The 24,887-nt window shown below is 40.7% G+C and carries 28 protein-coding genes; 13 read left to right on the forward strand and 15 right to left on the reverse strand.

Going from position 1 to position 24,887, the window contains the following annotated elements; translation table 11 throughout:
- The first annotated feature begins 8 nt into the window (after positions 1 to 8).
- From ABJK37_RS19770 to bamE, 5 genes are read left to right on the forward strand one after another with little or no spacing between them, the layout of a single operon-like run.
- Entirely contained in the window at positions 9 to 923 is a 915-nt protein-coding gene (locus ABJK37_RS19770) for a dialkylrecorsinol condensing enzyme (RefSeq protein WP_348357479.1), read from the forward strand.
- A gap of 7 nt (positions 924 to 930) precedes the next feature.
- A complete protein-coding gene (locus tag ABJK37_RS19775) occupies positions 931 to 2,076 on the forward strand; it encodes a beta-ketoacyl-ACP synthase III (protein ID WP_348357481.1) in 1,146 nt (381 codons plus the stop codon).
- A gap of 4 nt (positions 2,077 to 2,080) precedes the next feature.
- The gene (locus ABJK37_RS19780) at positions 2,081 to 2,485 is read left to right on the forward strand and encodes a hypothetical protein (protein ID WP_348357483.1); all 405 of its coding nucleotides are present in this window, start codon (positions 2,081 to 2,083) and stop codon (positions 2,483 to 2,485) included.
- Positions 2,482 to 3,501 (forward strand): BtrH N-terminal domain-containing protein, encoded by a 1,020-nt coding sequence (locus tag ABJK37_RS19785; RefSeq protein ID WP_348357485.1) that lies wholly within the window; start codon positions 2,482 to 2,484, stop codon positions 3,499 to 3,501. Before ABJK37_RS19780 ends, ABJK37_RS19785 begins: the two co-directional genes overlap by 4 nt.
- Before the next feature lie 46 nt (positions 3,502 to 3,547).
- Positions 3,548 to 4,132: an outer membrane protein assembly factor BamE gene (bamE, locus tag ABJK37_RS19790; RefSeq protein ID WP_348357487.1), complete on the forward strand. Its 585-nt coding sequence runs from the start codon at positions 3,548 to 3,550 to the stop codon at positions 4,130 to 4,132.
- Between the two features lie 67 nt (positions 4,133 to 4,199).
- Here the strand turns inward: bamE and ABJK37_RS19795 are convergent, their stop codons facing one another.
- From ABJK37_RS19795 to ABJK37_RS19865, 15 genes are all read right to left on the reverse strand, one after another.
- Entirely contained in the window at positions 4,200 to 5,426 is a 1,227-nt protein-coding gene (locus ABJK37_RS19795) for a beta-ketoacyl-ACP synthase (protein ID WP_348357489.1), read from the reverse strand.
- Positions 5,426 to 6,151, reverse strand: a complete 726-nt coding sequence (locus ABJK37_RS19800) for a 3-ketoacyl-ACP reductase FabG2 (RefSeq protein ID WP_348357491.1) — start codon at positions 6,149 to 6,151, stop codon at positions 5,426 to 5,428. The genes ABJK37_RS19795 and ABJK37_RS19800 overlap by 1 nt, the downstream gene beginning before the upstream one ends.
- Positions 6,148 to 6,609: a 3-hydroxylacyl-ACP dehydratase gene (locus tag ABJK37_RS19805; RefSeq protein ID WP_348357493.1), complete on the reverse strand. Its 462-nt coding sequence runs from the start codon at positions 6,607 to 6,609 to the stop codon at positions 6,148 to 6,150. Before ABJK37_RS19805 ends, ABJK37_RS19800 begins: the two co-directional genes overlap by 4 nt.
- Positions 6,606 to 7,805: a beta-ketoacyl-[acyl-carrier-protein] synthase family protein gene (locus ABJK37_RS19810; protein WP_348357496.1), complete on the reverse strand. Its 1,200-nt coding sequence runs from the start codon at positions 7,803 to 7,805 to the stop codon at positions 6,606 to 6,608. The genes ABJK37_RS19805 and ABJK37_RS19810 overlap by 4 nt, the downstream gene beginning before the upstream one ends.
- A gap of 4 nt (positions 7,806 to 7,809) precedes the next feature.
- Positions 7,810 to 9,054 carry an NAD(P)/FAD-dependent oxidoreductase gene (locus ABJK37_RS19815; protein WP_348357498.1) on the reverse strand — a complete coding sequence of 415 codons (1,245 nt, stop codon included), beginning with the start codon at positions 9,052 to 9,054 and terminating at the stop codon, positions 7,810 to 7,812.
- 2 nt (positions 9,055 to 9,056) lie between these two features.
- Positions 9,057 to 9,488, reverse strand: coding sequence for an acyl-CoA thioesterase (locus tag ABJK37_RS19820; RefSeq protein WP_348357500.1), 432 nt, complete (start codon positions 9,486 to 9,488; stop codon positions 9,057 to 9,059).
- Positions 9,478 to 11,028 (reverse strand): aromatic amino acid ammonia-lyase, encoded by a 1,551-nt coding sequence (locus ABJK37_RS19825; protein ID WP_348357502.1) that lies wholly within the window; start codon positions 11,026 to 11,028, stop codon positions 9,478 to 9,480. Before ABJK37_RS19825 ends, ABJK37_RS19820 begins: the two co-directional genes overlap by 11 nt.
- A gap of 109 nt (positions 11,029 to 11,137) precedes the next feature.
- Entirely contained in the window at positions 11,138 to 12,118 is a 981-nt protein-coding gene (locus tag ABJK37_RS19830) for a family 2 glycosyl transferase (protein WP_348357504.1), read from the reverse strand.
- Complete coding sequence (locus ABJK37_RS19835; RefSeq protein ID WP_348357506.1) at positions 12,115 to 12,861, reverse strand: glycosyltransferase family 2 protein; 747 nt, start codon at positions 12,859 to 12,861, stop codon at positions 12,115 to 12,117. The genes ABJK37_RS19830 and ABJK37_RS19835 overlap by 4 nt, the downstream gene beginning before the upstream one ends.
- Positions 12,858 to 13,208, reverse strand: coding sequence for an acyl-CoA synthetase (locus ABJK37_RS19840; RefSeq protein WP_348357508.1), 351 nt, complete (start codon positions 13,206 to 13,208; stop codon positions 12,858 to 12,860). The genes ABJK37_RS19835 and ABJK37_RS19840 overlap by 4 nt, the downstream gene beginning before the upstream one ends.
- The gene (locus ABJK37_RS19845; protein ID WP_348357510.1) at positions 13,201 to 14,541 is read right to left on the reverse strand and encodes an AMP-binding protein; all 1,341 of its coding nucleotides are present in this window, start codon (positions 14,539 to 14,541) and stop codon (positions 13,201 to 13,203) included. Before ABJK37_RS19845 ends, ABJK37_RS19840 begins: the two co-directional genes overlap by 8 nt.
- A gap of 96 nt (positions 14,542 to 14,637) precedes the next feature.
- Complete coding sequence (locus tag ABJK37_RS19850) at positions 14,638 to 14,883, reverse strand: acyl carrier protein (protein WP_348357511.1); 246 nt, start codon at positions 14,881 to 14,883, stop codon at positions 14,638 to 14,640.
- Between the two features lie 17 nt (positions 14,884 to 14,900).
- Entirely contained in the window at positions 14,901 to 15,155 is a 255-nt protein-coding gene (locus ABJK37_RS19855) for a phosphopantetheine-binding protein (RefSeq protein WP_348357513.1), read from the reverse strand.
- 247 nt (positions 15,156 to 15,402) lie between these two features.
- Entirely contained in the window at positions 15,403 to 16,134 is a 732-nt protein-coding gene (locus tag ABJK37_RS19860) for a beta-ketoacyl synthase chain length factor (RefSeq protein ID WP_348357515.1), read from the reverse strand.
- Positions 16,135 to 16,210: 76 nt separating this feature from the next.
- Positions 16,211 to 17,053, reverse strand: coding sequence for a 4'-phosphopantetheinyl transferase superfamily protein (locus ABJK37_RS19865; RefSeq protein ID WP_348357516.1), 843 nt, complete (start codon positions 17,051 to 17,053; stop codon positions 16,211 to 16,213).
- Here ABJK37_RS19865 and ABJK37_RS19870 point away from each other — a divergent pair.
- The 8 genes from ABJK37_RS19870 (at position 16,989) to ABJK37_RS19905 (ending at position 24,837) form a co-directional block, all read left to right on the forward strand.
- Positions 16,989 to 19,007 (forward strand): NADPH-dependent 2,4-dienoyl-CoA reductase, encoded by a 2,019-nt coding sequence (locus tag ABJK37_RS19870; RefSeq protein ID WP_348357518.1) that lies wholly within the window; start codon positions 16,989 to 16,991, stop codon positions 19,005 to 19,007. The two genes, ABJK37_RS19865 and ABJK37_RS19870, sit on opposite strands and share 65 nt — an antisense overlap.
- 78 nt (positions 19,008 to 19,085) lie before the next feature.
- Entirely contained in the window at positions 19,086 to 19,862 is a 777-nt protein-coding gene (locus tag ABJK37_RS19875) for a lysophospholipid acyltransferase family protein (protein ID WP_348357520.1), read from the forward strand.
- 88 nt (positions 19,863 to 19,950) lie between these two features.
- The gene (locus ABJK37_RS19880) at positions 19,951 to 20,193 is read left to right on the forward strand and encodes an acyl carrier protein (protein WP_348357522.1); all 243 of its coding nucleotides are present in this window, start codon (positions 19,951 to 19,953) and stop codon (positions 20,191 to 20,193) included.
- Positions 20,194 to 20,196: 3 nt separating this feature from the next.
- Entirely contained in the window at positions 20,197 to 20,751 is a 555-nt protein-coding gene (locus ABJK37_RS19885; RefSeq protein WP_348357524.1) for a hypothetical protein, read from the forward strand.
- Between the two features lie 28 nt (positions 20,752 to 20,779).
- A complete protein-coding gene (locus ABJK37_RS19890) occupies positions 20,780 to 21,325 on the forward strand; it encodes an outer membrane lipoprotein carrier protein LolA (protein ID WP_348357526.1) in 546 nt (181 codons plus the stop codon).
- A 10-nt stretch (positions 21,326 to 21,335) separates the two neighbouring features.
- Complete coding sequence (locus ABJK37_RS19895; protein WP_348357528.1) at positions 21,336 to 23,609, forward strand: hypothetical protein; 2,274 nt, start codon at positions 21,336 to 21,338, stop codon at positions 23,607 to 23,609.
- Positions 23,606 to 24,169, forward strand: coding sequence for a DUF3261 domain-containing protein (locus ABJK37_RS19900; RefSeq protein ID WP_348357530.1), 564 nt, complete (start codon positions 23,606 to 23,608; stop codon positions 24,167 to 24,169). The genes ABJK37_RS19895 and ABJK37_RS19900 overlap by 4 nt, the downstream gene beginning before the upstream one ends.
- Positions 24,170 to 24,402: 233 nt before the next feature.
- The gene (locus ABJK37_RS19905; protein WP_348357532.1) at positions 24,403 to 24,837 is read left to right on the forward strand and encodes an excinuclease ABC subunit A; all 435 of its coding nucleotides are present in this window, start codon (positions 24,403 to 24,405) and stop codon (positions 24,835 to 24,837) included.
- The last annotated feature ends 50 nt before the right edge of the window (positions 24,838 to 24,887 follow it).

Here is a 24,887-nt window from a genome sequence, read left to right on the forward strand (position 1 = left end):
CTCTATTTATGCGTAAAGTGCTTGCAATTAACTACTCTCAAACCGGTCAACTCTCTCGAATATTACAATCTATTAGTCAGCCAATTATCCAAAGTGAACAAATAGAATTCGAAGTCATTAACATAGAGCCGGCTAAACCCTTTCCGTTCCCTTGGCCGTTTCTGCAGTTTTTTAGGATTTTTCCTGAAACAGTGGCTATGGAACCAGTGGAATTAAAACCTATTACGCCCAAATACCAACAATATGATTTAGTCATTTTGCCCTATCAGGTGTGGTTTCTATCACCCTCGTTGCCAATTGCGTCCTTTCTACAAAGTTCACAGGCAAAATCATTGTTGGCTGACACCCCAGTTATCACAGTTATAGGTTGTAGAGGCATGTGGCTGATGGCGCAGGAAAAAGTCAAAGCACAGTTATCGAAATTACAAGCTAAGTTGTTGGATAACGTTGTTTTGAGTGATGATTGCGGCGCATTTTTTAGCTTTTTGGCCACACCTTTATGGATGTTAACAGGCAACAAAAAGCCCCTTTCTTGGGTGCCAGCAGCCGGAGTATCAGACCAAGACATCGCTGATGCCGAACGTTTCGGAGTAGCAATTAAAAGTCGACTTGAAAATGATGCCACACCTTTAACTCAAAGCATGTTTAAGGGATTATCAGCTGTTACTATCAACGAAAAGTTAATCGCTAGTGAAACAATGGCTAATCATAGCTTTGGTATCTGGTCCAAAATACTGCGCAAAATTGGCCCGCAGCAAAGCACCCGAAGAGCCCTTGGATTAACAGTTTACGTGGTGTTTTTACTGACTCTAATTCTAACAGTTGTACCTATAAGCGCTCTGATTAAGAAACTTATCTCACCATTAACACGAACCAAAATTACGGAACAAAAGAAGTATTATGCAGAGCCTTCAGGAGAATAATTAATCAATGACAAAACACGTTTACATCAACAATTTGTCTGTTGCTCTGCCTAATGCTGTAGTCAACAATAATCAAATGGAAGACATTTTGGGTAAAGTTGGAGGGGTAAAATCACGTGCCCGTGCCGTAATCTTGAGAAGTAATGGCATTAAGCAACGTTACTACGCCATCGACCCAGAAACTGGAGAGCAAAATTACACTAATGCAGCTTTAGCCGCGCAAGCTGTGCGAGGCTTGTTTAACGAAGACAGTGAAATGCAAGACATCGATACATTAGTCGCTTCTTCATCGATTCCTGATCAACTAATGCCTAACCACGGGGCTATGGTGCACGGTGAACTTAATAATCCTCCTTGTGAAATTGTGTCGACTTCAGGGGTGTGTTTGTGTGGCGTCACAGCTCTTAAATACGCCTATCTTAATATTAAATCCGGTGAAAGCAGTAAAAGTGTAGTAGTTGCCAGCGAGTTAGCCTCAGCGGTGATGCATGCTCGAAACTTTGAAGCCGAACGCCAGCATAAAATCGACTCATTGGCACAACACCCAGAAATGGCCTTTGAGAAAGACTTTTTGAGATGGATGTTATCAGACGGAGCGGGAGCAGCCTTGGTAACTAACCAACCTAATCCTGATGGACTGTCTTTACGATTAGATTGGATTGATAGCTTTTCTTTTGCCAATGAACTAGAAGCCTGTATGTATGCAGGAGCTGAAAAAGTAGAGGGTGAACTGAAAAGTTGGACCTCATACAACAGCGAAGAAAGAGGGCAACAAGCTGTTTTTTCAGTCAAACAAGATGTTCGACTGTTAAACGACAACGTAGTCCGCATCACTGTAGAAGAAACCCTTAAACGTATAGTGGCTAAACGCCAGTTAGATGCAGACGACTACGATTATTTTCTGCCCCATTACTCATCAGCGTATTTTCGTGAAAAAGTGTACCAATCACTAGTCAACATTGACTTTGAATTGCCCTATGGAAAATGGTTTACCAATTTAAGCGAGAAAGGCAATACTGGATCAGCATCAATATTGATTATGCTAGAAGAATTGTTTAAAACACAGTCAATACAAGTTGGACAAAAGATACTCTGTTATATCCCTGAAAGTGGTAGGTTTTCCAGCGCGTTTATGCAACTAACGGTAGTATAAATACATGAAAGCCAAACAGGTTCCACAAGACAATAGCCCGAGTTACAGCGGTCATAAGAAGCTACTTTATGCGGTAGAAGACAATGGCCACTATACGGGTATTCAATCTAGTGGTTGGGAAATTGAAAACTTTGCAACCCAAATGGCCGTGGATGAGCTTAAACAACAAACAATTGACGCCATCGAAGATTACCATTCTGGTAAAGCTTCAGCGCTGGCATATCACATGTGTAAACATCGCCTAGATATTACTTCCTTGTCCCAAGCTACTGGTTTTTTTCAATGGCAAATTCGTCGTCACCTTATACCACAGACGTTTAACCGTTTAAGCCAACGAAAACTCAAAATTTATGCTGCCACATTTTCTATTACTACAGAACAATTAACCAGAGTCCCTGAAAAACCATGAGTGAAATAGTTAATCATCTGCGACACCAGCAATCTTCTCATTGTGAAACAGGCGTAGTATCGAATATGTTGAGTAGTAAAGGTTTTGCCATGAGTGAACCTATGGCTTTCGGCTTGGCATCAGCGCTAACTTTTGCGTATCTGCCTTTTGTTAAAATGGCCGGTTTACCGTTAATCGCTTACCGTATGCCCCCTAAAAGCATTATCAAATCGGTGGCGAAAAAGCTCAATATTGAACTTATGAGTCAAAGATTTTCTAGCCCCAAAAAAGGTATGCAAGCATTAGATAATGCACTAGCAGAGGGGCATATTGTTGGTTTGCAAACTTCGGTCTATTGGTTACCTTATTTTCCTGAAGATATGCGCTTTCATTTCAATGCGCACAACCTTACTGTGTATGGAAAAAATCAACAGGGCGACTACCTCATCAGTGATCCCGTTTTTGAAGAGGTCGTGACCTGCTCTCCCGAGGATCTTCAGCGCGCTCGATTTGCGAAGGGCGCATTAGCACCTAAGGGTCTGATGTATATTCTTGGAGAAATCCCCGACAACATAGACTTGGCACCGCAAATTTATAAGGCCATCAAAAAAACGGCAAAAATGATGAATGGCATCCCTATTCCTGGCATCCCCTTCTTTGGGGTTAAAGGCATTCATTATTTAGCTAAAAAAATAGTAGAGCTTCAAAACAAGCCCAGTAAATACGCGCGTTTATACTTAGGGCATATAGTGCGTATGCAAGAAGAAATTGGTACAGGTGGCGCTGGCTTTAGGTTTATATTTGCTAGTTTTTTGGATGAATCGTCAAAATTAACTGGTGACTCTGAGCTATTTGAATTATCACAATTTGTCACTGAAATTGGCGATCAATGGCGTAGTTTCGCAGTGCAAGCGGTGTTATTTTGTAAAGATAGGAAGTCGATTTCGCTACAAGATATCAGTGAAGTGTTAGTTAAATGTGCTGAAATGGAAAAACAACTTCAAAGTAGATTATTATCTTTAAGTGCATTTAAATGATGTTACCGAGTTCCAGTCTCTACTCTAACTTTAAAAGGACTACAATATGAAGTTAAAAATCAAAGCAAACTCGTTACGAACTATAGTACTAGCTATTGGTACAGTAGCTATGAGTCATTCTTTAGTAGTAAACGCTGAAGCAAAAAGCGGATTTAAAGAAAATGCAACTATGGTCACCAAGGTTAATTTACATCCCGACCCAAAACGCAGAGTGCTTTATGCGCTTAATTACCAATTACCTAGTTTGATCCCTATGTGCTCGGAAGTAAAAATAGAGGATATTGGTAAAAAGGAAATTGAATTTGTCTATCAAGGGATGACTTACCGTTATGTGTGGGATAAACACACCAAAAAAGCAGGTCAATCCTTAGAGCAAAACTTTAAACAATACTTTGGCACAAGTTGTGATGAAGCTAAAGTCGCAAGTTTAAGTCAGGCAGATCAGGACGGCATTAAATCGGGAAAACCCAGAGTCGGTATGACTAAGGATGCAATTCTCTTTACTATGGGTAGACCACCTATACATGCCAATCCAACATTAGATGGCAACACTTGGATGTACTGGTCTAACAAATGGACTCGCCAAGCGATCGACTTTGATGACAAAGGTGTAGTTACTCAAATTCGCTGAATCTATTAAATAGACACTGCCTTAGGTAGTGTCTATTTATTTGTCTTGTGGAACAAAATCCAGCAAATTAGGCCCATTTCTTAAAGATAAGTGAAGTATTGATGCCTCCAAATGCGAAATTATTAGACATCACATACTCGGTATCTATCTGCATCCCCTGCCCCGTGATGTAATCTAACTCACCACATCGAGGATCGAGATTCTGCAACTGCAATGTGGGCGCAAACCATTTGCGATCCATCATTTCAATGCTAGCCCACGCCTCTAACGCTCCACACGCACCTAAAGTATGGCCAAGATAACTCTTCAATGAACTAATAGGTTTGTTTTTGCCAAGCACTAAAGCGGTTGCCGACGTTTCGGCAACATCTCCTTTATCTGTTGCTGTGCCATGGGCACTCACATAACCAATCTCAGAAGCGGGTAGCTTGGCATCTTCTAAGGCCAATTTCATAGCCGTCGCCATAGTGTCAGACTCAGGTTGAGTCACATGTACACCATCTGAGTTGGTAGCAAAACCAACAATTTCAGCGAGTATTGGTGCGCCTCTCGATACTGCATGATCATACTCTTCTAAAATCAGGGTGGCGGCCCCCTCTCCTATTACTAGGCCATCTCGGTCAACATCAAATGGACGAGGTGTTGATTGAGGGTCATTATTTCGGGTACTAGTCGCAAACAAAGTATCAAAAACCGCCACCGCAGAAAGACATAATTCTTCAGCGCCACCAGCAATCATGACTTTTTGTTTACCGAACTTTATGGCTTCGTAGGCATATCCTATCCCTTGTGAACTTGATGTACATGCTGAACTGGTAGTATGAATTCGGCCCTTTACGCCAAAAAAGACGCCTAGATTTACCGCACTAGTATGATTCATCATTTGAATATAACTGGTTGCCGTAATGCCCGACATATCGTGATCTTTCAGTAAATCACCAAAGGCTACTATGGGTGGAGTGGAACCAATAGAAGAACCATAAGAAATGCCCGTATCGCCGTTAGTTATCACCTCGCTATTAAGCAATTGACTTTGTTCCAAAGCTGACTCGGTAGCTTTGGTCGCCATTACAGACACTCGCCCCATGGAGCGCGTCATTTTACGGGTATAGTGGCTGGGTTTGACAAAATCGGTAACTGGCGCAGCGAGTTTACAGTGCAAACCTTTCACATCTTCCCACTGCGGCATATGCTTGACGGCATTGTTGTTACTTCGTAGGTGTTTTTCAAAGTCAGTCCAATTGTCGCCAAAAGCTGACACCACCCCCATACCTGTTACTACCACACGTTTCATTAGGCCATCCCACCATTTACTGAGATGACTTGCCTAGTAATATACGACGCATCATCTGACATTAAGAACGCAACGGTTGCCGCGACCTCATTTACTTGTCCAACACGTTTTAAAGGAATCATTTTAACAATTTCATCTATGGGCAGTTCATCTGTCATACCCGTATCAATTAAGCCCGGCGCCACACAATTAACTGTTATCTTGCGTTTGGCTAGCTCTAAAGATAGAGCCTTAGTCGCAGCTATAACGCCCCCCTTAGAAGCACTATAGTTTACTTGACCACGATTGCCTATTACCCCTGATACCGATGCCATGGTAACTATACGACCGCCTTTGCGTTTACTGACCATAGGCATCACCAATGGGTGTAATACATTATAGATACCGTCTAAATTAGTGTGGATCACGCTATCCCATTCGTCTCCTGTCATGGCCGGAAAAGCGGTGTCATGTGTTACACCTGCATTGCAAACAATACCGTAATAGGCACCGTGCTCGGCAATATCTGCATCAAACACTGCTTTACACTGTGCTCGGTTCGCTACATCACATTGTAAAAAATACGCTTCTACATTTAATTCTTTAATGGCTGCGACGGTTTCTTGGGCTCCAGCGGCATCATTTCGGCAATGCACAACAATATCAAAACCATCTTGAGCCAATCGCAACGCAATGGCTTTACCGATACCTTTACTGGAACCTGTAACTAATACTCTTCTATTCATTTTTGTGCTTGCTCCTGCAAATACAGTTCGGGCTCATCTGGCTCAAAAACATTGATTTTTGCTTCAACGACTATTTTTTCATCTTGTTTAATTCGACAATCAAATACGCTTAAGCCATTCGCCTCTTTAAATAACAATTCCACCTGAATTAATAATTCAGTGTCTAGGGCAAACTCCCTAACCTGAGTCATATAATTTCGAGCACTTACTAGAAAACCTAAACTAACCGTACCACCGCTATCGAGTTTTAAGACGTTGGCATAGGCCGCTATGGTTTGCGCCATATATTCAATACCTACATAGGAAGGTACACTGTTGCGTTCAGGGTTGTAAAAATTGCTGCACGGGGTGATTTTAACCGTACAGGTTGAAGACGTATCTGTGTAATGCACTAATCTATCCACCAAAATCATAGGATGGGCGTGGGGCAAAACCAGCTCTATTGGGTATTCATTCATATTTCACGTCCTACAATTAGGCTTACGTTGTTGCCACCAAAAGCAAAAGAGTTACTCAAACAACAACGCAGGTTGCTGGTATTGTTGTTACAGTTTGCAACCCAATTAAGCTTGGGTAACTCAGGGTCAACCTCATGATCCCACACATGGGGTGCTAATTTTTGATGACGTAACACTAAGCAACAAAAACCGATCTCTGTGGCGCCCGCGGCCCCTAATGTATGCCCAATACTGCCTTTACTTGAACTCACAAAAGGTTGATGAGGAAAAAGTTCCGCTACAGCTATCGCCTCCATAGAATCATTCTTGGGCGTCGCGGTACCATGCAGGTTAATATAGTCGATTTGTTGACTAGTTATCTGAGCGTTATTAAGGGCTTGCTGCATAGCATCAATCGCTCCTCGCCCTTGAGGATGGGGAGCTGACATATGATGAGCATCACTCGATTCCCCGCCAGCTAGTAGCCGCAAGTCGGATTTATCTTTACTAATGACAGCCAAAGCCGCACCTTCTCCTATATTAATACCATCGCGATTAACACTCGAAGGTTTACAAATTCCAGATGATGTAGACTCCAAAGCACTAAACCCATTGACCGTCATCGAGCATAAAGAATCAACACCTCCCACTATGGCTGCGTCAATCACACCTGCGCGAATTAATTCGCTGGCCGTAATGAAGGTTTTGGCACTAGAAGAACAGGCGGTTGAAATTGCCATAGAAACGCCCGAAAGGCCCGCAACTAAACTGATAAACTCGGCCACATTAGAAATTTCTTGGACTCGATAATCATATTCCGCAGGAAACTCACCTGTTTGTTGCCTAACTTCCATAGCCGATTCGCCTTGGGCGATCCCTGAGGTACTGGTGCCTAATATCACCCCTATCCTTTGTTCAGAATATTTATTTTTGAGTGATTCTACTGTGGCTGCTATTTGGTTATAGGCCTGCAATGCCAGTTGATTATTGCGGCTGTGGAAATGTTTAGGATAGGTTTTTATGTCTGGTAATTGACTGGCTACTTCGGCCACAAATACAGTTGCATCTGGCAAAATATCATTGCGCTCTACAAATCCCTGTTGTGAGCCGGCGAATAAATTCAGACTGATTTCCTCTAGGGTCCCCCCTAGCGCGTTGATTAAACCAAAGTCATTAATGTAGATTTTATCCAACTGACCATAGTGTTGCTTGGCCATGGAGTTAATCCGCCTCACATAATTTGGATAACATACGCATGCCACGTTTCGAACTTTTTACGAAAGGATTATTCTCGTCCCATGCATAACCCGCAAGAATGGAAGTGATCATGGGTTTAATTTCAGTATCTTGGGACTGGAAAAAAACCACATTTTGGAAGCTGGTATCATACCAAGAGGTCACAAAAGTCTTAAATACTTCTATGCCTTTTTTAAGGTTATTAGCGTATTCAACTTGCCAGTCTACTTGTTCGCCATTGAGTTCTCGAGTGACTAATTGTGCGGCGCTCACCGCGGAACGCATCGCAATGGTCACGCCAGAAGAAAACACCGGATCGAGAAATTCACCAGCATTACCAAGTAAGGCAAATCCAGGACCATATAGAGATTTAACATTAGATGCGTACCCGCCGATCATTTTCGCTGGTTGTATAATTTCGGCGTTTTCAAATAATTCAGTTAAATTGTCATCTTGATTGATAAAGGCCCACAACTGCTCTTCTAATGATTTTTCGGCGTCAAATAATTCCGGTCGAGCCACCACTCCCAAGCTAGAAGTGCCATCTGAAAAGGGGATCAACCAGTACCATAAGTCTTCAATTTCAGGATGAACCGTAATCAAAATTTTATTTCGGTCAAAATTTGCGTCGGCTTTAATATTGTCTTTGAAATGGGTGAAAACCGCATTTCGTGGGGGCAAATCGCTAGGTACATGCAGGTCTAACAAGCGCGGTAGTACTCTCCCAAAACCACTTGCATCAAGCACAAAGCGGGCTTTTAATTGATAGCTATGTTCTAAAGATGCTATTTTTAAGGTAACACCTTCTTCATGGGTTACCACTTCTTCGACACTTTGCTGATAACGAATATCGGCACCAATACGAGCAGCTTCGTCAGCTAGTAACTTATCAAAGGCAGCACGCTTAACTTGAAAAGTCGTGCCAGGGCCGGTGGAGAATTTCTCTTCAAAATTAAATTCAGAACGTTCACCTTTACGATAAAAAGCGGCCCCATTTTTAAATTGAAAGGCTAAATCTTCGGCATTGGCGTTAAGCGCCTCTAACATACCAGCTTGTTTAACAAATTCCATGCAATGAGGCAGTAAACTTTCACCAATTGAAAATCGTGGAAAACTTTCACGCTCTACTACAACAGTGTTCCAACCATCTTGAACCAGCATTGAAGCCGCTATTGCGCCGGCGGGTCCTGCACCAATGATAACAACATCACAAACTTCACACTCGCTCATATTTATTCCTTTTCTAGAAACGGGGCCAATTTATCAAGCAAACATTGGGGAGTGTTGAAAGACATCTCCCCGGTACTCATCTCCACTGCGACCTGTATAGTATGGGCTTTGGTCAATACAGCTCCCGTCGCCTTGTCACGCACTATATAGTCTATTTTTATTCGTGTTTGATATTCGACTAAACGGGCTTCAATAGTTATCCATTCACTCAACCTAGCAGAAGCAACATACTTAAGGCGCATATCAACTATGGGCCACATATAACCTGAAGCTTCCATTTGCAAATAATTGTAATCAAATAATTTCAATAATTCACATCGAGCAACTTCAAGATACTTAACGTAATTACCGTGCCAAACAACACGCATCGAATCTACATCAAAAAACTGTACTTCTAACTCAGTAGTAGTACTAAGCAACGCTTTAGCTTTCATATAAGTTCCATCTTTTTTGTTGGATATACTCTATGGTTTCTCGCAACAACCCGTCAGTTGGCCTGTCTTCTTCGATTAAGGTAAAGAAGCTGCCGATGTCATCCAACATAGTACTGACATCTTTAGTCAATGAGTGTTTATCCAACTCCCCCATTTCAATTCGCAACCCTATGCCTTGAACTGATGCAAGCAAAGTGGCAGCAACTACTTGCTCAGTTAACTGTAACACTCTTAAACAATCTCTCGCCGCGATTGTCCCCATACTCACTTTGTCTTGATTGTGGCATTCAGTAGAACGAGAAAAAACACTCGCTGGCATAGTGAGTTTCAATGCCTCAGCAGTCCAAGCTGAACACCCAATTTGTATCGCTTTAAAACCATGGTTGATATAACGACGTTCACCCTTTGCGCCAGACAAGTTAGAGGGTAAGCCATGATTCATTTTTACGTCGACCATAGTGGCGATTTGACGGTCAGCTAAGTCAGCTAAATTAGCCACGCAATTTTTCATTGAGTCCATTGCCATGGCAATATGACCGCCGTAAAAGTGTCCTCCGTGTAATACATGTTCGCCTATGCCATCAACGATCGGGTTATCGTTAGCACTGTTCAATTCATTCTCAATGAAGGTTCTAAACCAAGGTAAACTGTCTTGTAAAACACCAATTATGTGCGGGGCACAGCGTATTGAATAACGATCCTGCAATCGCTGAGAGTTACGCGGATGAGAGTGATGATTCAAGTCATTTTGGATCCAAGCAGCAATTTGGTTTTGCCCTGGATGAGGTTTCACACTAAACAAAATGTCATCAAAATGATTACTGTTGCCTTTTAAAGCAAGGCTAGATAGTGCAGTGACCCTCGCCATTAACTTAGTTAAATATTCAGCCCTGTCAAAAGCTAAGCATGCAAGGGCGGTCATAACAGCCGTACCATTCATTATTGCCAAGCCCTCTTTAGGACGCAATTTAATCGGTTGTAAACTTGCTTGTTTGAAAGCTTCTGCACTTGGCATTATAGCATCGTTATAATACACATCGCGCTCACCGATTAGCGCCCCCGCAACATAGGACAGGGGAGTTAAATCGCCGCTTGCGCCAACTGAACCTTCTTCAGGTATCACTGGTATTATTTGATTGTTGAGCATATCCACTAGTAAATTTAGTAGCTCCCAACTGACGCCAGAATAGCCCTGTGACAAAGACACTATTCGCGCTGCCAAGATGGCACGCCCCTGTTCCAAAGAAAAGTAATTACCTAAACCACAACCATGAAAACGGGTTAAGTGCATTGGTAATTCATCTACAAGGGATAGCGGTACTTCAACTGTGCATGAGTCTCCATAACCAGTAGTGACGCCATATATATGCCCTTCTTCCTTAAGCAATTGGTCTAAAAAGCGCACCCCTTCGTCAACTTTTTTGGTAAATAAGGTGTCAGTAGATAGTTCAACAGGAGTACCTTGATGGGCAACGCGAACTATATCTTCAATACTTATTTTTTGAGCTCCAAAGCTCAGCTTATTCGACCCTGACCCCATCTAGCTTACTCCAATTTCTCTCTAGTTTTCGGGAGCTGTTGCTCCCAATTATTTTTACATTAACACCAAAACCCACCAAGATTTTTTAAGTTCTCGGGACGGTTGAAGTTTACTGACTGTTACCTGTTTTAGAGCTTGTCTCTTCCTGCGTTTCATTACCACGCCAAAAGTCAAAAAAGTTGCCCCACTGATAGGGAGCCTTCAAACAGTAATAACTCAGCCTGTCTGCATATTTACTCATTAATTGCTGGAAATATGCTTGTCGTTCTTTGCGTCTTACTTTGACCGGTTCAGCGAAATTTTCGATATGTACTTGGTATCTATTGGTATCTGTATTTTTGAGACAGGTCATGAAATAAACCGGACAATCCATAATAGTGGCTAAAGCAAATGGGCCAATCGCAATAGGCGCAGGTTCAGCTAAGAAGGGAACAAAATGGACACTATTAGGATTGGTAACCGAGGTACGGTCCGCAAAAATCACCACGGCTTCGCCGTCTTCAATTTTTTGTTTAAGTTTGATTGTATCGTCGGGCCCAAAATTATCGATATGCACAAAGTTAATCGCAGCTTCAGGGTTAATACGCTTTAAGAAGTTATTAAACGAAGGGGCATGTTCATTGTAGGTAATGACATTAAGCTTTTTTTTGTTTTCACCCGCCCCGAAAATAGCCCGACATATTTCCATATTACCAAGATGGGTACTGAGGATCACACAACCGCCACCAGCAGTAAGTTTTCCGTAGGCTTGCTGATCAACAATGTCGAGATCTTTGAGGTGAATCTTACCCAGCCATGCGTCGAACTTATCAACAATCGCCCAACCAAATGTCAAAAAAACCTTAAACCCTTGATAATGGACTTTAACTGCATTGCTAGGCTGCTCGTGCCGCGCTTTTTCAATTTGGCGCCAATATTTCACTACGCCGTTACGAGCTTGTCCCCCTGTCAGGTAAAAATACAACATCACTGGAAAGAAACAGACTCGGAAGAAACCTTTTCCAAATAACTTATAAACAGCAACTAGAAAGCGTATTCCCAAAAGACTACCGCGTTCTTTAATAGTTGACCAATGTGCTTGCTGGCTCACTGTGAACTCCTGAGTTTTGCGGCTAATAAAACAGGAGAGCGAATTAACATGCCGAAAAACAACCTAGTATGCATTTTTGAAATGAGCCAATTGTCTTTACAAACGTTAAAATGAGAGACGCCATCTGGGGGGTAGAGAACCTTAGTTGAGATAAACCGAATCGGTACATTTTGCCAATACAGACGCACCATGATTTCAATATCAAAGTCCATTCTGTTTCCCAACGGCTGTTTGCCCATAAGTGTCATACAGGCGGATAAAGGATACACCCGAAAACCACACATTGAATCTTTAATTGCTAGGGACAATGTTTCAATATACACCCAAAAGTGGGTGATATAACGTCCATAATATCGCCCTTTAGAAATACTGTCATCGTATACAGGTTGACCACTTATCATCGCATTTGGATGACTTTTAGATTCGTTTAATAAAACATCTATATCAGCCAAGTTGTGTTGACCATCAGCATCAATTTGTACGGCATGGCTCATTCCCATTTCATGAGCTATGTTCAAACCAGTTTTTACTGCCGCCCCTTTACCGCCGTTAACCGGTCGTCTGAAAAGAGTCACATTAACATATTGTTCTGCCAGCTGTTCTAGCAGGGTTTGGGTAGCTGCATCACTGCCATCATCGACCAAAATAATTGGAAAAGCATAATATTGCAATGCATCAATGGTATTAGCTACAGCCTGGGTGTGGTTGTAATTGGGAATAACAAAACAGTAATCTTGGCTCACACAAACATCACCTTACCTGAAGCATGTTTTCCATGATCTGAGTGATAACTAAAAGTGTATTTGTTGTCATTAATTTGACTTAACTTAAGCTTAATAATCTGTTCTGGGCCAACAATAATTTGAAACTTCAGTCCGCTAAAAGACTCAAATTTACTGGGATCAGCGTTAAAATATTGACTTGCGTATTCTACAACCCAGTGAGTCAATACCACTCCAGGTAAAACTGGAGCGCTAGGGAAATGACCTTGGAAATAGTATAAATTTGCGGGGATTTTTAACTCTAAAAAAACTGAGTTATGTTCTTTTTCAACTGACAACAACTCGCCATGATGTACATAATTACTCAAAATAGGACTCCATGGCCTGTCGGTTTAACTTCCCTTGGGCATTATAAGGAATTTGTAAAGGATATCTAAATTTTTTTGGTAAGGTTACTGCTTCAAACCATTGTGCTAGAAACCCCCTAAATAATCGATTAAATAAATGTAGAGGCATGGTCTCTTTAGCCTGTTTTCCCAAATCATTTAGCTCAATTACAGCAGCCAATTGTTTACGGTTTTCTCCTATCACAATCACACAAACGTCTTGTACATATTCATGTTGTTTACAACGCAATTGTACCTCTTGTAGCGAGATGCGCTTTTCTTCAATTTTGACTATATCGTCTGCTCTTCCCAACAACCGAAATTTCTGTGAGCTAAGTAACTCTATTTTGTCATCTCCATAAAATGGATTATTGATAATGTAAGGTGACGACAATAATAACAGTTCGGTGCCTGGTTGCAGTGCAACACTGACCTCTTCAAAGGTTTGCCAAATATCATCGTCAATAGAATCACGATGGCGCCAACCAATTCCGCCGGTTTCAGTGCTGCCATAAACTTCAATTAAGCGACACTGTAACTGTTGTTGTAAGCTAATATTTTTGTCAGCGTCTAAAGGACCTCCCGATGAAAAAATATTGTTGATATGTTGTTTGCAGGGTATTAACGGGTTATCTAAAAATAAGCGATGTAGATGAGCCGGACTGGCAACTAATGCGACGGCACCCAATTTTTGGGTGGTGATTTTATTAACAATATGTTCTGGATATTCAAGCGCTTGGCATACAAACCTGTGCCCCTTTGAAATGGGCCACAAAACCTTAAATAACAAACCATAAATATGCTGATGAGAAACAGTTGACAACAAAGTACTACCTTTAATGATCGCCCCAAAGTTAACCTCTAAGCTGTTGACTTCGGTTTGCAACTGCCAAAACTTTTTTTCAATAACTTTGGCTTGCCCTGTAGAGCCTGAAGTAAAAAACGTGACGTTCGCGTTGCCACTAATGTTCACAATTGTCGCAGGCAGTTTTGGCCAAGAAGTTTTGGTGACAATATCAGGGTCAATATCTGCAGAGCCAATACTAGCCTGCACCCGATTTTTTATGTCACGTATATGTTCTGGCTGCGCATTTTGAGGCAACACTATAGATTTACCCGCTGCTAACAAGGCACAAAACATCGCTGAAAACATAAACGTATCTGACTCAAACAACAACCAGGAGTGAGAAGATGACTGCATTAATTGAGTACGATAACCCGCAACAATATTGAACCATTCTTCAGAGTCATGTACCCCGTCAACAAACTGAATGTCATTGGGATCGATAAGGTAACTTGTTAAGTCCATTTGCATTTACTGTTGCTTTCTTAGGCTTGTACTGTGACCTAAATCACTTTGTACAGAATTTGAACACTGAGCGTACTTGACTCATGGAGAAGGTTGCGGGGATCAATTGTTTATTACTTTATCTAACACCACTAACAGATCTTCAATGGTTCTAACTTGTTTAAAATTATCAGGCTCAATCGAGCGTCCTGTTTCGGCTCTAAGGCGCACAACAAGGTCTACCACATCAATACTATCAATATCGAGCTCTTCATATATGTTGGTTTCTGGTGTTATTTGAGCTTCATCAATCTCAAACTCATTGACCAATATAGTTGTCACCATTGATAAAATTTGTTCTTTATTCATCTTTTTACAAACCTTCTTTACTTGCTAATCTGAATAAAATCACTCAAGGTTTTAACAGAATAAAAATACTTTTTACTGTCTTCGGTACTACCGTCAATCTTAATGTTGTAGGCATTTTTAATTGCAACACCGAGTTCCAAAGCATCAATAGAATCTAGGCCTAAACCATCCACAAATAAAGGCGCATCGTCCTCGATATCATCTACAGAAATATCTTCCAAATCCAAAGCATCTATAATTAACAGCTTAATTTCATGATTCAGGTCGCTCATCTATTTTCCTTTTTAAAATTATATTGGGAGCATCGCATCGTTGTTATACCCGACAATCGATGACTTCAATCCTTTGCAATGATTAATCTGGAGTTCAATACAGTGGGGAATGAAAGGCATGTTAGATGATTCAGTAGTAACCGAGTGCTTATGACTCTTTTATTCGATAATAATATCATTCTGTAGCTTATACGCAACATCTAGCCATAGATGCCGTAAAAAATAAATTGCGAGATTGTTAATCAGGTTAACAGTTTCGATGTAGAAGCCAAGTTTGTTGATGAACTCGTGTGAATAACTCGGTGCGATTGCTTAATATAAACGCCATAAAATCTAATGCTTGGTTATCTCTTTGTGGACTGATTTCTTGAGTATCAAAAGAAAAACTAAAGGTATTTTTATCACCTTTTGGCACTTCAATAAGCAATCCAATACCTAGTGGTGTATCGTCGGTCACATAAGGACGGTAACACTGTGGTACATTTAGGTCACAATAAACATATAAAATTCTAGAGAGATTATTTGCCTGCAGTTTTGACACACTGTCCAATAGTCCCTGCATAAAACTACTCTGGCCACCAGAAATAGCTGATAAGGGCGCTCGATTTCCGGTAAAAATACTAAACAATCCAGCAGCGGCATTGTGTACTGACAACCCAAATTGAGTAGGTGATAAATCTTGATTGAGTGCAATATTTTCGATTAGCTTAGTGGTACGTTGCAGATCTCCATGGCGAGAAGAAAAAACACAAGGTATATCTGTCTGATATTCCCCACTTGCTTCTAAAGCGCAATGTATTGCCACTTTTGCAAACGGACTTAAACGTCGTCTTTGCATTGCTGGAATGCTTGATAATTGAGGTAAAGCCAACTCATTTGTGAGTGCTTTCTCCCCTTGTTGCCATGATTGCCAGTCTTGCTCTGATTCCAAGCCGGGAGCCCATGCAACACATTTGCTAATTTCAAATTTCAAGGACATTGGACTACCCCAGTTAAAAAGCGCAGTCTACTAAAGCCAGTCTTAGGGTTCAACATTGAGTTAACTTAGCCGATGCTTAGGTATGCCGGTAGCTTACAGCAAAATCTTCAACTATCACCCTCGCTTTGGAGTTACTCATTACACAATAACTATATGTATCCTCTGCCAAGCTCCCTGATAGATAATGGTAACCTGCGACTAGCCCAAAGGGATGTCGCAAACAACTAAGTAAACTCTCTTTGCACACTCGCTCAACACTTTTCTTTGAGGCTTTTAACAAGGCTTCTTTGGCAGTCCATAAATGATAAAATGTGGACTGAGGATCTGCATGATTACACACTAAATTCTGCTCTTTTTTGGTACCGATGATTTGTACTAATTCGCTAAAATTTCGCGGTTTATGCTGTTCGATATCCAGCCCAATAGCACAAGGAAAAGCCGCGATAGCAACCCCAATAAAATGACCGCTATGACTAATAGAAATGGAGTAACTTTTATCTTGTTCAGTAACCTTCCAGCAACAATAGTCAATTAATTGATAGTCGTGTGAAAGAGGCTGCGCAAACAACTGTTTCAGGCACTGTTTGATTAGCCATCTCGACATAATAAATTGAGATTGCCTCTTAGTATTCTTGAAATCATTGTAGCGACGTTGTTCGCTTCGATTCAAAATCCCATATAACTCATGTTGTGCCAAGGTAATTTGCCGCATATCCAGGTAATACAGATGAATTTTATTCGGGGTCAAATTCTCTTTCCTCAATTTCTGTTGTCTACCTTTTGAAGGGTTGGCTGGCTTATCATTTGTCAAAATCATGTTAAACTTAGGAGATTCTCCGTTACCTTGAAGATTTATGCCATACCCCCATTTACTGGCCCCACTAAATTTGGGTTTCACTACATTGAACAATCGGGTCATTATGGGCTCTATGCATACCAATCTCGAAGAACAAATCAATGGTTTTTCGCGTTTAGCCGCTTTTTATGCAGAAAGAGCAGCCGGTGGTGTAGGCTTAATCATTACAGGAGGAGTATCCCCTAATGAATCTGGTATTTTGGCACCCAAAAGAGTCATTCTCAGCCGTCAGCAACATGTAGCTGACCACCAATTGATTACCAGTGCAGTGCATCAATACCCTACCAAAATATGCATGCAAATACTCCATGCTGGTCGTTATGGTTATCACAGTCAAATAGTCGCTCCAAGTGCTATTCAAGCGCCCATTGTGCCTTTTATTCCCCATGCGCTTAGCCACGATGAGATAGAACAACAGCTAGAAGATTTCGTCAATTGTGCCGGCTTAGCTCTAGAAGCGGGATACGATGGCATCGAAATTATGGGCTCTGAAGGATACCTAATTAATCAGTTTGTTTGCCGCCATACTAACAAACGCAGTGACCAATGGGGCGGTAGTTTCATAAACAGAATACGCTTTCCCCTAGAGATAGTGCGCCGCATAAGGCAGCGTTTTGGAGAAAACTTCATAGTCATTTTTCGCCTTTCTATTTTGGATTTAGTAGAAAATGGCAGTGATTTACAAGAAGTCATTGAACTTGCATTAGCATTGGAAAAAGTCGGTGTTAACATTATTAACAGTGGCATAGGTTGGCATGAAACTCGAGTCCCCACTATCGCCAGTGTAGTGCCTAGAGCCTCATTCAGTATTATTACAGCCAAAGTTAAGAAATTAACTAATATACCCATAGTCGCTTGTAATCGTATCAACACCCCTGAAGTGGCTGAGGATATTTTAAAAAATGATATGGCCGACATGGTGTCCATGGCTCGGCCCTTTTTGGCAGATAGCCAATTTGTAAACAAGGCTGCCATCGACCAAGCCGAAACGATTAATACTTGTATCGCCTGTAACCAAGCTTGTTTAGACCATATTTTTGTCAACAAGGTAGCAAGTTGTTTAGTTAATCCAAGAGCGGGTTATGAAACTTTGCTTAATTTCCACCCAGCCGTTAGCTCAAAAACACTGGCGGTTGTTGGTTCAGGTCCTGCAGGATCAATGTTTGCCATTTATGCAGCGCAACGTGGCCACAAAGTAACCTTATTTGAACAAAACACTTTAATTGGAGGGCAATTAAACCTCGCTGCAAAAATACCTGGAAAAGAAGAATTCAGAGAATTTTTACGTTATATCAAGCAAACCTTAAAGCAGTCTAGAGTTGACATAAAATTAGAACAATCTCCTAGCTATGATCAATTGAGTGAATTTGATGAAGTGATCCTTGCCACAGGTACCCAAGCTCGCCATTTAGATATCCCAGGAATAAACCATAAAAACGTAATGAGCTATCAGGATGTAATCGAAGAAAAAGTCGAGGTAGGTGAGAACGTCGCGGTAATTGGCACTGGAGGAATCGCATTTGACGTTGTCGCCAAACTCACTAGCAACAATACCAAAAGCTGGTCATTATTGGAGAAACAGCAGGATTTTGCAGCCCACTGGGGCATTGATTATAGTAATAAAATAAACGGAGGGTTGGTTTCTCCGGTAGAAAAGTTAGATAACGAAAAACGAATCACTATGTTACAACGAAAAGTCCGCAAACCCGGAGCTGGACTCGGAAAAACCACTGTTTGGATCCATAGAAAGGAATTCAAAAATCGTGGTGTAAGAACGTTATCTCTTGTGAAATACCAAGGTATTTCTGAGCAAGGCTTACAACTGAATATACGGGGCAAGCACACTGAATTAGAAGCAGATTCAATAATAGTGTGCGCGGGACAACAAAGCCATCAAGAGTACGACTTAACTAAGTTCTCTCAACCCGTTCATGTCATCGGTGGTGCCAATAATGTAGTAGGATTAGATGCAAAATCAGCAATTGAGTCGTCCGCTTGGCTGGCGGCAAAGATATAAATACCCACTAACTGATTCAATTGAATTTCGGTTAAAGGTCTTTTTCGGATCGGTAAAACGAGTAATGGAGTGCTGGCAATGGCGCAAATAAGTAAAGTATGGCGTTTTTTTGCAACAGCATTTTGTTTCGCGGTTTTTGGCGTATGCGGCATATTAATGGCCCTTCTATGGCTACCTTTATACCGCATTAAATATCGCAATGAAGAATCTCGTAAGAAGGCTTGCCGTTATGCGGTGCATCTCGCCTTCAAATCTTTTATTTGGTTAATGTATTGTGTCGGCGTAACTAAAGTGACTACCGACCGAATAGAAAAACTCAGTAATCTTAAGGGTAAAATTGTGATTGCTAATCACCCTTCTCTTATCGACGTTGTGGTATTAATTTCACTGATCCCCAATGCAAACTGTGTGGTGAAACAATCCCTTTGGAAAAACATTTTTACTAGAGGAATTTTGAGAAATACTGGTTACCTCAATAATGCTGAACCTCAAGACTTAATTACTGACTGCGGGGAGTCTTTAGGTCAAGGTAGCAATTTAATTATTTTTCCAGAAGGCACTCGAACCAAACCCGGCAGTCCCCTATCGTTTCAAAGAGGTGCAGCTAATTTAGCACTGCGCACTGGCGCCAATTTCCAGAAAGTCCTCATTCAAGTATCACCACCAGCATTAACTAAAGGTTGGCCGTGGTACAGAATTCCACCTCGGCAAATCCATTTACATTTAACAGTATTAGAAGAGTTCGATGTCAGTCCTTATTTGCATGACAATATTAGTTTGTCAGTTCGTAAATTGACTCGTGATATCCAAAAAGAGTTCAGTAACGAATTAGCGCGTTTTGATTCGACACTTTAAATGTTAAACTCTGATCAATAGCCACTGGACTGACCAGAATGAGCTTGGTGAGCAAGGTGCCAGGCGAGATTTTACGGAAAAAGAACATATGAAGAATCAACTGTATCAACAATTAAAAGAACTCTTGGTGAATTATTTTGAACTACCAGAAAATATGATCACCCAAGAAACAGATCTGTATGAGGAACTTGAACTAGATAGCATCGATGCCATAGATCTTCTAGTTAAATTGCGGGAACTCACTGATTTGGATATTGAACCTGATGCTTTTAAGAAAATACGCACTGTGGGTGATGTAGTAAACGAATTACAACAAATTCAGAGCGCCTAACAGATGTCATGGGTGATAGGCATATTGGCGATATTATATCCCGTTATTGCCTACGTAGGTTTATCATATGGTTCGCCGAGTTTGGTGGCCTTAGGGTTGATTGTAATACTATTACTACGCTATAAATTCGGACACTCACTGCTGTTAAATACCACCTATGTCAGGCTCTTTATTGTTACTGTTATAGTGGTGTTAGGATATTCTCTTATTACCGATTCAAGCTATGGGATCCGCTTTTACCCTGTAGTGACTAGTTTGTTGTTTTTGGGCATTTTTGCTATTTCTCTATGGTCTGAACAAAGCATAATTGAACGTATAGCGCGAATTAGAGAGCCTGACTTACCGGAAAGTGCGATATCCTACACCCGTAAAGTGACAATAAGCTGGTGCGTTTTTTTCTTAATAAATGGAATGATCGCGTTTTACACAGCTGTCTATAGCGATATCGCAATTTGGACACTTTATAATGGCTTTATCTCATACTGTATCATGGCTTTATTGACGGCAGTTGAGTGGCTAGTTCGTAAGAAATACAAATATAAGCTTCCCGCTAGTTGAAATGCCAGATGCAAGGAACAGATTTTTTATGCGCAGTATCAAATTTACCCCTCTAATATTGCTACTATTCGTGCTTTTTGCAAAGGCACAAGCAGAATCTTTTTCTCTGCAAACATCCTCTGAGCAACAAGGTCAATTTGTGCAAGAGAAACATCTGGCGGTATTGACCCAACCCTTTATCACAAAAGGCACCTATCATTATCAAAGCGAGGCGGGATTAATTTGGCACACTCAGCATCCTATAGAAAGTCTGTTGAAGATCACCACTGAAGGTGTAAGTGAACGTCAAGCAGAGGGTCACTTCAAATCTCTCACTACAAACTCACAATTTAGTGAATTGTTACTGGCTTTGTTTAGCGGTGAGCAACAAAGTTTACAGCAGCAATTTTCAATTCAGCAACGGGATAATACCCTTACGCTGACTCCTAAGTCGCCACAAATAGCCCGTATTATTTTGGAAATATCAGTGCAAATACAAGACAATCAGATACATAAAATTGTGTTACAAGAACCCGAAGGCAACTACACCAATATTCTTTTAAGTCAATTAGACTCAAGTGAACAGGGCCAATAGGTTTACGCAAATGACCCAATCACGTTTGTTATATAGCTGGATTGTCATTACGCTTATTTGCGGTGGTGTTTTGCTGTATAACGTTATTAATCAATCAATTAAGTTTGACGCCAATATTTTGAATATCTTAGATATGCAAGATAACAGCGGCGCACTCACAAAAGCGGCTAGAGAGCCCTACGAAAACAAGGCTCTGTTATTATTCGAACTTAACTCTACTTCAGACAACAAACTATACCTTCGCGAGTTAAAAGCTAATTTGGCCAGACAAACTGCTATCCACTCTGCCAGTTTTAACCCCAGCGACAATATAGAAATAAAACAACTCATCTCTACCTATAGCGAACATCCTTTGGCATTTCTAAGCGACGAAGCCCAGCTAGCAAAGGATAACAATGACTATAAATTTATTATTCAAAGATACATGTTACTTTTGAGTCAGCCTACTAACCCGCTAGTTACCCTAAGCATCGCTGAAGCTCCGTTACTGAATATCGCCGATTGGTTTTCAGCTCGACTCAAACAACCCCTATGGGAACAAGACGATGAATTTCTATTTATTGAAAATGAAGGCCAGCGCTACTATCCCTTATTTATTGAGTTCACTCCTCAGTCCATACAGATAGATCAGGTAGTTGCGACAATAGAACAACTTGATCAGGCACTTTCCTTAAACAATTTATCTAAGCCAGTCACTGTTTTCAAAAGTGGTTTAGCTTTTCATAGCGCGGCTGTCACTCAACGCATTCGTTTCGAAATGCAGTTATTTAGTGTTTTATCATTAATAGGAGTGCTGCTACTGACGTTAGTGAGCTTTAGAAATATACGACCGCTATTATGTATATTGGCACTAGTCGCAGCTTCAATGTTAGCCGGCATGACGGCGCTGGTATTGCTGTTTGATCAAATACATTTGTTATCTCTGGTATTCGCCATCAGTTTAATTGGCATAGCTGTCGATTATGGCTACCACATAATGTTTGCCGCTAAGTATACGGGGTTAAAAGGAAAAGCCTTAATTAATCACCTTGCCCCAGCACTGTTAATGGGGGCTGGTACCACCTTACTTAGTTATTTATTATTGCTATTGCTGCCTATTTTACTACTACAACAAGTGGCTGTTTTTGTAGGGTTCGGAATATTTTTCGCTATTTTTACTGGGCTTAGTGTTATCACAAGATGGCCACTTAAAGTGTCTGCTAATACTGATGTTTTAACCCCGCAAGTTAGGTCACCGAAAAGCTTCAAATTACTCTTAGGTTTGTTGGTTTTGGGAGGTGTGGTGGCTGTATCTCAATGGAAATTTGAAGATAACATCAATATGTTCAATAGCACCCCTCAACATTTATTGGATAGTGAAGTCAGGGTCAGTCAGCTGGTGGGAAATCACCAATATCCAAGATTTATCAGTGTTTATGGTGAAAACCAGCAGCAAGTTTTGGAACGTTTTGAAAAAACTCGAAAAGTCATAAAAGATTTAACCTCTTCGGCCCATGAACTCAAGGGAATTGATCTTTGGCTACCTTCTATTGCCACGCAAGAAAACAATGCTCAATGGCTTAAGACGGGGATAGAACAGCAACAACTAGATCCTATTGTTAACATGATTGCTCCTGGCACCAAAGAAAAGCTCATTTCAAACTCTGAGCAGTGGCTAACCAAAGATAAATTACCTGACTTTATTGAGCGACTGTATCCATCATTTATTCAGCAAGACAATCAAATTGTAGGGGTTTTAAGCTACATGGGTCCATTAGACGCAGATTTGGTGGCGAAAATTCAGCAGCACTTAGACTTTGCAATTCATTATTATGACCAACCCGCGCAATACAGCGCAGCCTTAAAAAAATTGCGACATTATGTGTCGTACTTTTTGGGTATGGCTGTAGTTTCCTTAATTTTAATCATGTTAATTCGTTACCCGGTTCAAGTTGCATTGAAACTTGCTAGTCTACCAATTTTGGTGGCTTTTAGCTCTTTGGCAATCACTCAGCTTATTATTGGTTCGGTCACTATATTTAACTTGTTAGGCTGTATTTTAATCTTAGCCTTAAATGTTGATTATGTGTTTTTCCTGCGAGAACATGGACGACTCAACTACGTTTTAAAATCGATTTTTCTCTCTGCAACAACCTCGGCATTGGCCTTTGGCATTATGATTTTCAGTAAGACTCCTGCTATTTGGCAGTTCGGACTGACTGTTTTATTGGGTGTTTCATTAGGCTGGTTGTTGTGCAATTTGTTGCCCTCAACTATTCTCAATCAAGGTAAGAATCAAGTTTGAAACTTTTACTATTGATAGCTGCGATGTTGCTTAATGCTTGTTCTAATTTGCACAATCCAAACACGCCTATTTTCTTAGACAAACACAGTCAATTTAATTTACAACCGGTACCAAAAACACTTTGGGGACACGCTAGTTTGCAAAAGCTAATGATCACTACTCCCCAAGACAAACATGAACTTTTACTACAAACAGAATTACTCCCCAATCAAATTAACATGGTGGGTTTGTCTGCAGCGGGTTTAGTTTTGTTTAAGTTATCTTGGTCCCAAGAACAAGGTATACAACTCAAGTCCAACATTTTGGCAAAAGATATTGATGCGCGGGTGATGTTGGCCTATTACCAATTGGCCAATTGGCCAATACAAGAGATCCAATTAGGTCTTCAAAATTTACACATTAACCTTTCTACGAACCACCAACACAGACGTGACTTTATGCGTGGAAATGCACTAATTTTTAGCATGGAACACAACACTAACAGCAGCCTAATGAATCATTATTTAGACGGTTATCAAATAAAAATTGAAACCATCAAACAAGGTAAAATTCAGTACTAACCTTATTTTAGTTACTTACAGACACCCTTTAAGTACATTAGGACAGACTTAACCATGCTGTAATGGTAATTTTTGTTAAATGAATTTATCATAACCTGTGTCCTCTGGATCGCAGTTGGGTTAGTTATCACTAAGAAAGACAGTGATCAGCAAAACCTAGGTTTATAGGGAAAATAACTGACAGGCTACGCTTGTCTTAGTATAAGAATATTTTAAAATTCGGAGTAAATTTTATGAAGAAAATATTAATAGCCTGTGTTACAAGCTGCATATTTCTAGCATCACCCGCGATTGCAAGAGATGATAGACTCAAATTTTCAATCCCTGACTTACTGAAAACCGACAAAGCAAAAAATGCTTTATATGATGTGCCGTTATACTTTGCTGATCAAGCTCATCCAAAACCACTTAGTAAACAATCAGGGATCACTACCAACAAAAAAACCAGTGGTTTCGCTAAATCAGATCAAGAAGCTTGTGAGTGGGCCTTTTTGTCGGCTATAAAGGCTCTACAAGAAAGGGCACAAAGAGACGGTATGAATGCGGTCGTTAACATTACTTCTAACTACAAGCATCAAAGTTTTGCCAGTAGAACGGAATTTGAATGTGGAGCAGGAAATATCATGGCTGGCGTTGCGCTTAAGGCAGATATCGTTAAATTACCTTAAAAAATTGAATTGATTTAAAGTGTTTCTATTTGATGAAACACTTTGAGTCT

Origin of the sequence: Paraglaciecola sp. (assembly GCF_039964565.1) — a bacterium.
Classification (GTDB): Bacteria; Pseudomonadota; Gammaproteobacteria; order Enterobacterales; family Alteromonadaceae; genus Paraglaciecola.

Excerpts from the sequence above, each read along its gene's own strand:
- ABJK37_RS19800 (WP_348357491.1), bottom strand. The coding sequence starts at position 6,151 with ATGAATAGAAGAGTATTAGTTACAGGTTCCAGTAAAGGTATCGGTAAA.
- ABJK37_RS19805 (WP_348357493.1), bottom strand. The coding sequence starts at position 6,609 with ATGAATGAATACCCAATAGAGCTGGTTTTGCCCCACGCCCATCCTATG.
- ABJK37_RS19905 (WP_348357532.1), top strand. The coding sequence starts at position 24,403 with ATGAAGAAAATATTAATAGCCTGTGTTACAAGCTGCATATTTCTAGCA.
- ABJK37_RS19845 (WP_348357510.1), bottom strand. The coding sequence starts at position 14,541 with ATGCAAATGGACTTAACAAGTTACCTTATCGATCCCAATGACATTCAG.
- ABJK37_RS19875 (WP_348357520.1), top strand. The coding sequence starts at position 19,086 with ATGGCGCAAATAAGTAAAGTATGGCGTTTTTTTGCAACAGCATTTTGT.
- ABJK37_RS19895 (WP_348357528.1), top strand. The coding sequence starts at position 21,336 with ATGACCCAATCACGTTTGTTATATAGCTGGATTGTCATTACGCTTATT.
- ABJK37_RS19770 (WP_348357479.1), top strand. The coding sequence starts at position 9 with ATGCGTAAAGTGCTTGCAATTAACTACTCTCAAACCGGTCAACTCTCT.
- ABJK37_RS19810 (WP_348357496.1), bottom strand. The coding sequence starts at position 7,805 with ATGGCCAAGCAACACTATGGTCAGTTGGATAAAATCTACATTAATGAC.
- ABJK37_RS19825 (WP_348357502.1), bottom strand. The coding sequence starts at position 11,028 with ATGGGGTCAGGGTCGAATAAGCTGAGCTTTGGAGCTCAAAAAATAAGT.
- ABJK37_RS19820 (WP_348357500.1), bottom strand. The coding sequence starts at position 9,488 with ATGAAAGCTAAAGCGTTGCTTAGTACTACTACTGAGTTAGAAGTACAG.
- ABJK37_RS19795 (WP_348357489.1), bottom strand. The coding sequence starts at position 5,426 with ATGAAACGTGTGGTAGTAACAGGTATGGGGGTGGTGTCAGCTTTTGGC.
- ABJK37_RS19880 (WP_348357522.1), top strand. The coding sequence starts at position 19,951 with ATGAAGAATCAACTGTATCAACAATTAAAAGAACTCTTGGTGAATTAT.
- ABJK37_RS19860 (WP_348357515.1), bottom strand. The coding sequence starts at position 16,134 with ATGTCCTTGAAATTTGAAATTAGCAAATGTGTTGCATGGGCTCCCGGC.
- ABJK37_RS19855 (WP_348357513.1), bottom strand. The coding sequence starts at position 15,155 with ATGAGCGACCTGAATCATGAAATTAAGCTGTTAATTATAGATGCTTTG.
- bamE (WP_348357487.1), top strand. The coding sequence starts at position 3,548 with ATGAAGTTAAAAATCAAAGCAAACTCGTTACGAACTATAGTACTAGCT.
- ABJK37_RS19885 (WP_348357524.1), top strand. The coding sequence starts at position 20,197 with ATGTCATGGGTGATAGGCATATTGGCGATATTATATCCCGTTATTGCC.
- ABJK37_RS19870 (WP_348357518.1), top strand. The coding sequence starts at position 16,989 with ATGCCATACCCCCATTTACTGGCCCCACTAAATTTGGGTTTCACTACA.
- ABJK37_RS19815 (WP_348357498.1), bottom strand. The coding sequence starts at position 9,054 with ATGAGCGAGTGTGAAGTTTGTGATGTTGTTATCATTGGTGCAGGACCC.
- ABJK37_RS19890 (WP_348357526.1), top strand. The coding sequence starts at position 20,780 with ATGCGCAGTATCAAATTTACCCCTCTAATATTGCTACTATTCGTGCTT.
- ABJK37_RS19775 (WP_348357481.1), top strand. The coding sequence starts at position 931 with ATGACAAAACACGTTTACATCAACAATTTGTCTGTTGCTCTGCCTAAT.
- ABJK37_RS19780 (WP_348357483.1), top strand. The coding sequence starts at position 2,081 with ATGAAAGCCAAACAGGTTCCACAAGACAATAGCCCGAGTTACAGCGGT.
- ABJK37_RS19785 (WP_348357485.1), top strand. The coding sequence starts at position 2,482 with ATGAGTGAAATAGTTAATCATCTGCGACACCAGCAATCTTCTCATTGT.
- ABJK37_RS19865 (WP_348357516.1), bottom strand. The coding sequence starts at position 17,053 with ATGACCCGATTGTTCAATGTAGTGAAACCCAAATTTAGTGGGGCCAGT.
- ABJK37_RS19850 (WP_348357511.1), bottom strand. The coding sequence starts at position 14,883 with ATGAATAAAGAACAAATTTTATCAATGGTGACAACTATATTGGTCAAT.